This is a genomic window from Kitasatospora sp. NPDC007106, assembly GCF_040634455.1.
Lineage (GTDB): Bacteria > Actinomycetota > Actinomycetes > Streptomycetales > Streptomycetaceae > Kitasatospora > Kitasatospora arboriphila.
Map to the genome: position 1 here is coordinate 1 of NZ_JBEYFP010000497.1, position 4,441 is coordinate 4,441.

A 4,441-nucleotide genomic window follows, 5' to 3' on the forward strand; every position below is an offset into this window, starting at 1 on the left:
GCGGGACCGCGCGCTGCTGCGCCGGGCCGCGGCCGCCGGGGCCGTGCTGCTGACCAACCGCGGCGGGCTGCTGCCGCTGGACCCGGCCCGGGTGCGCCGGATCGCCGTCCTCGGACCCGGCGCGGCCGCCGCACGGATCCAGGGCGGCGGCAGCGCCTCGGTCTACCCGGCCTCGGTGGTGTCGCCGCTGGACGGCATCCGGGCCGCGCTCCCGCCCGGTGTCGAGGTCGTCCACGCGCCCGGCGTCCGGAGCTCGGTGCGCCCGACCCCGGTCGCCGCCGGCGACTGCCGCAACCCGGTGACCGGCCGGCCCGGCGTCCACGTCCGCTTCCTGGACGCCGCCGGCCGGGTGCTGCACACCGAGGACCGGCCGAGCGGGCGCTCCTTCGAGGTCGACGAGTCGGTCGACCTCACCGCCCTGCACAGCGTCGACCTGCGGACGGTGCTGCGGGTCGGCACCGCCGGACGCTGGCGGCTCGGGGTGGTCGGGCTCGGCGCCGTCCGGCTGCGGGTGGACGGCCGGACGGTGCTCGACTGCTACACGGCACCGGAGTCCGACGACCCGACCTACCTGCACGTCACGCCGTCGTTCCGGCAGGCCGAGGTCGAACTCGCGGCCGGGCAGGAGACCGAGGTGGCGGCCCGGCGGATCGTGGAGCCCGGCCACGGCCGGGTCGTCGCGCTGACCGCGGACGCCCCGGCCGGCACCCCCGAGGAGGAGCTCGCCGCTGCCGTCGAACTCGCCCGCGGGGCCGACGCCGTGATCGTCGTGGTCGGCACCTCCGAACAGCACGAGAGCGAGGGGTTCGACCGCAGCACCCTCGACCTGCCGGACGGGCAGAACGCCCTGGTCTCCGCGGTGGCGGCGGCCAACCCGGCCACGGTCGCGGTGGTCACCTCCGGCGGACCGGTGCTGATGCCCTGGCGCGGCGAGGCCGCGGCGGTGCTGCTCGGCTGGTTCCCCGGCCAGGAGGGCGGCGACGGACTGGCCGACGTCCTCTTCGGCCGCGCCGAACCGGGCGGCCGGCTGCCCGCCACCTGGCCGGCCACCGGCGCCGGACCCGCCGTCCCCGGCACCCGCCCCCGGGACGGCGTGCTCGCCTACCGCGAGGGCCTGCACCTCGGCCACCGCGGCTGGCTGCGGGCCGGCGCCGAGCCCGCCTACTGGTTCGGCCACGGGCTGGGCTACGGGCAGTGGGAGTACCTCGCGGTGGAGGTGCCGCAGCACGTCGCACCGGGCGCCGGGTTCACCGTCCGGACGGTGCTGCGCAACACCGGCCGGCGGGCCTCGCGCGAGGTGGTGCAGGTGTACCTGGCCAGGCCCGGCAGTGCCGTGGAACGGCCGGTGCGCTGGCTGGCCGGGTTCGCGGCCGTCCGGGCCGAGCCCGGGCAGCGGGTGGAGGCCCGGATCGAGGTCGCACCGCGGGCGCTCGCCCACTGGTCGGTCGAGGAGCGCCGCTGGCTGGCCGAGAAGGGCGTGTTCACGGTGCTGGTCGGGCCGTCCTGCGGCGAGGTGCCGCTGTCCGCGGCCGTGGAGGTCGTCGCCGCCGACGGGTGAGTGCTCCGGCGGTGACCGGTGGGCGGACGGGGGTCCCGGCCGCCGGTCACCGCCGGTTAGGCTGACCGGCGATCGGAGAGCGTTTGCCGTGGTGTCCGCCCCCGGGCGCCGCCCGGCCCGTGCCGCGCCTCCCGAGCCGTACCACCGACCCAGGGAGCAGCAGCATGGAGCCCGCCGCCGACCGTCCGATCCGCTGGGGCGTCCTCGCGACCGGCGGCATCGCCGCCTCCTTCACCGAGGACCTGCTGCACGTGGAGGGCGCCGAACTGCTGGCGGTGGCCTCCCGTTCCGAGCAGGGCGCCCGCGCCTTCGCCGACCGCTTCGGCGTGCCCCGCGCGTACGGGAGCTGGCGGGAGCTGGCGGCCGACCCGGACGTGGACGTGGTGTACGTGGCCACCCCGCACGCCCACCACCACGGCGCGACGTCGCTGCTGCTGGACGCCGGCAAGTCGGTGCTCTGCGAGAAGCCGTTCACGCTGAGCGCCCCGCAGACGGAGGAGCTGGTCGCGACCGCGCGCAAGCGCGGGCTCTTCCTGATGGAGGCGATGTGGACCTACCTCGACCCGACGGTGCGCCGGATCACCGAGCTGGTCGCGGACGGCGCGATCGGCGAGATCCGGTCGGTGCACGCGGACTTCGCCTTCCCGGCGGAGTTCGACCCGGCGCACCGGCTCTGGGACCCGGCCCTCGGCGGCGGCGCCCTGCTCGACCTCGGCGTCTACCCGGTGGCCTTCGCCCAACTGCTGCTCGGCACGCCCGAGTCGGTGCACGCCTGGGCGCAGCTCACCCCGCAGGGCGTGGACGCCAACACCGCGATCGTGCTCGGCCACCCGAGCGGGGCCACCGCCCTGCTGGGCTGCTCGCTGACGGCGCAGAGCGGCCAGCGGGCGAGCATCCAGGGGTCGGCCGGCCGGATCGAGATCGAGCGCGACTTCTTCCACCCGGACGGCTTCGTGCTGCACCGGGACGGCCGCGAGCCCGAGGAGTTCCGGGCGGCGCCGCGGCAGGGCCACGGGTACGGGTGGGAGGCGGCGGAGGTCGTCCGCTGCCTGCGGGCCGGGCTGACCGAGTCGCCCTTGGTGCCACTGGACGGTTCGATCGCGGTGATGCGTACATTGGACGCGGTCCGGGACCGGATCGGGGTGCGTTACCCCGGCGAGTGAGCCCCGGCCAGGAGGGGGCTGCTGTGGAACTGCTGCCGACCGCGGAGTTCGTCCGGACGCTTCCGCACGGCACGGTGTTCGCCGCCGCCCATCTCACCGACGCGGACGGGAATCCGCTGATGCTGCGGTCGGTCTACGACCCCGAGTTGTGGCAGCTGCCCGGCGGGAACCTGGACTTCGGCGAGGATCCGTGGGGCTGTGCACGGCGGGAGACCTGGGAGGAGACCGGCCTGGTGCTGCCGGAGGAGCCGGGCCGGCTGCTCACGGTGATGTTCGCGCCGCCGGTCGGCGAGCTGCCGTTCAAGATCGGTTTCGTCTTCGACGGCGGGGCGCTGGACGCCGACCGGCTCGCGGCCGTCCGCACCGACCCGGCCGAGCACACCGGCTTCCAGGTGCTGCCGATGGCGGACTGGGCCGCCGAACTCACCCCGCGGCGGATGCGCTTCCTGGAGTCGGTGGACCGGGCGCGGCGCACCGGGCAGGCTGACTACCTCTACCTGGGACCGATGGGCGGCCGGAAGTGAGGCTGCCGATCCAGGTGCACCGGGCGCGGCTCGGTGTGCAGGAACACCGGGTGATCCGGCCGCGCGGGGCGGTGGAGCGGGCGGTGCTGCTCGACCAGGACCACGTCCTGAACGGCTGGTTCGACCGCGGGGCGGCGCGGACGGTCGGCGGGCTGTGGCTGCTGGCGGCGCGGTCGCCGCGGTCGCTGGTCCATCTGCCGATCCGGGGCAACCGGTTGCCGGAGGCGTTCGCGCCCGCGGCGGGCGGGGACGAGCGGCTGGACCTGGTGCTGGTGCACCACTCGCTGCAGTTCGCGCCCTCGCGGTGGAAGGAGCTGAGGGCCAGGCTCGGCGCCGGGGTGCCGCGGACGGCGGACCTGCCGGAGGCGGAGGGGCCCGCGGCGGAAGTGCCGGACGCCGCACTGGAGGAGCGCCACCACCGGGAGTTCCGGGACCGCTTCCACCAGCACGTGGTGGCCGGGACGCTGTTCATGACCGGCAGTGCGCGGGCCTTCCGGGAGACCGCGGACCGCTTCCTGGACGTGGCCCGGCACGGCCCCGCGCACGTCCGCGCCCACCCCGCCTCCCCGCACTACTGCGCCGAGATCCACTACCTGGAGGGGCTCGTCGCCGACGGCCGCGGCCTGCACCTCGAGTACTGCGAGGACTGGGCGGCCTGACGCACCGTCGGCGGCTCCGAAAGGGAGTGCGCGGGCGGGCCGCCGTCAGGCGTCGCGGAGGATGCGGCGGGCGGTGGCCGGGCTGAGGCGGTTGATCGCCAGGAGGGCGCGGGAGGCGCCGATCGGGACGGTGCGGCGGCCGGTGCGCAGGCCGCGCAGGATCGCGTCGGCGGCCGCCTCCGGGGTGAGTTTGCGGGCCGGGCCCTCGCGGCCGGCGGTCATCGGGGTGTCCACCAGCGGCAGCACGACCTCCTGGACGCGGACGTGCGGGGTGGCGGCCTCGGCCTGGTAGCGGAGGGCGTCGAGCAGGGTGTGCAGGCCCGCCTTGGTGGCGCAGTACACGGGTGCGCTGCGCTTGGGGGCGTACCCGAGTCCGGAGCCGACCGCGACGAAGGCGGCCGTGGGGCGGGCGGCGAGGTGCGGCCAGGCCGCGGCGGCGAGTTCGGCGACGGAGGTGAGGTTGACGGCGATCTCGCCGCGGATGCGTTCCAGCAGTTGTGCGTCCGGGCCGTCGGTGAGCGGGGTGGCGTACTGGAC

General features: G+C 76.4%; 5 protein-coding genes. 4 read left to right on the top strand and 1 reads right to left on the bottom strand.

The annotated features are described in order from the left end of the window. The 4 genes from ABZ641_RS26965 to ABZ641_RS26980 form a co-directional block, all read left to right on the top strand. Nucleotides 1–1,558: glycoside hydrolase family 3 C-terminal domain-containing protein (locus tag ABZ641_RS26965; RefSeq protein WP_359985733.1), on the top strand; the 1,558-nt coding region annotated here is incomplete at its 5' end. A gap of 164 nt (nucleotides 1,559–1,722) precedes the next feature. Beyond that, nucleotides 1,723–2,721: a Gfo/Idh/MocA family oxidoreductase gene (locus tag ABZ641_RS26970; RefSeq protein WP_359985736.1), complete on the top strand. Its 999-nt coding sequence runs from the start codon at nucleotides 1,723–1,725 to the stop codon at nucleotides 2,719–2,721. A gap of 23 nt (nucleotides 2,722–2,744) precedes the next feature. Then, nucleotides 2,745–3,245 (top strand): NUDIX hydrolase, encoded by a 501-nt coding sequence (locus tag ABZ641_RS26975; RefSeq protein WP_344624090.1) that lies wholly within the window; start codon nucleotides 2,745–2,747, stop codon nucleotides 3,243–3,245. Further along, nucleotides 3,242–3,904: a hypothetical protein gene (locus tag ABZ641_RS26980; RefSeq protein ID WP_359985738.1), complete on the top strand. Its 663-nt coding sequence runs from the start codon at nucleotides 3,242–3,244 to the stop codon at nucleotides 3,902–3,904. Before ABZ641_RS26975 ends, ABZ641_RS26980 begins: the two co-directional genes overlap by 4 nt. Before the next feature lie 45 nt (nucleotides 3,905–3,949). On the opposite strand, the gene ABZ641_RS26985 is transcribed toward ABZ641_RS26980, so the two are convergent. Then, nucleotides 3,950–4,441: SDR family NAD(P)-dependent oxidoreductase (locus ABZ641_RS26985; protein WP_359985740.1), on the bottom strand; the 492-nt coding region annotated here is incomplete at its 5' end.